Origin of the sequence: Kytococcus schroeteri, from assembly GCF_002847825.1 — a bacterium.
GTDB classification, from domain to species: domain Bacteria; phylum Actinomycetota; class Actinomycetes; order Actinomycetales; family Dermatophilaceae; genus Kytococcus; species Kytococcus schroeteri.
In genome coordinates this window covers 1-333 of sequence record NZ_PKIZ01000116.1, presented here as the reverse complement: position 1 = coordinate 333, position 333 = coordinate 1, and the positions used below count along the sequence as shown (strand labels likewise).

The 333-nt window shown below is 63.4% G+C and carries 1 protein-coding gene; it reads right to left on the bottom strand.

Annotated elements, in window-relative coordinates:
* The coding region (locus CYJ76_RS11780) for a hypothetical protein (protein WP_144043113.1) at positions 1 to 333 on the bottom strand (333 nt) is incomplete at both ends.

Genomic DNA, 333 nt, shown 5'->3' with positions numbered 1-333 from the left:
TGTGGAAGGCGGTGCCGCGCTTGGCATAGGGCTTCGGCTCCAACGGAATCGGGCGACGGGCGCGCAGAGAGAACTCCTGGTTGTCCTTGCGCAGGCTGACAGCCTCGGTGGCGGTCATGCGGACATTCAGCGGAACCACTAGCTCGGCGTTGTCCATCGCCGAGAACTCCTCAAGTAGCAGGTTTGTTTCGAGATCCCAGGCTTCGGCCAGTGTGGTCGGCGCTCCATCCGCAGTGGCGCCTGGCGCTGGTCGGCTCTGTCCGTCTTGTTCTTCCTGTTGGGAGACAGCTTCGATTTCCTTGCGCACTTGCTCGGCGCCTTCGGCCACACCGG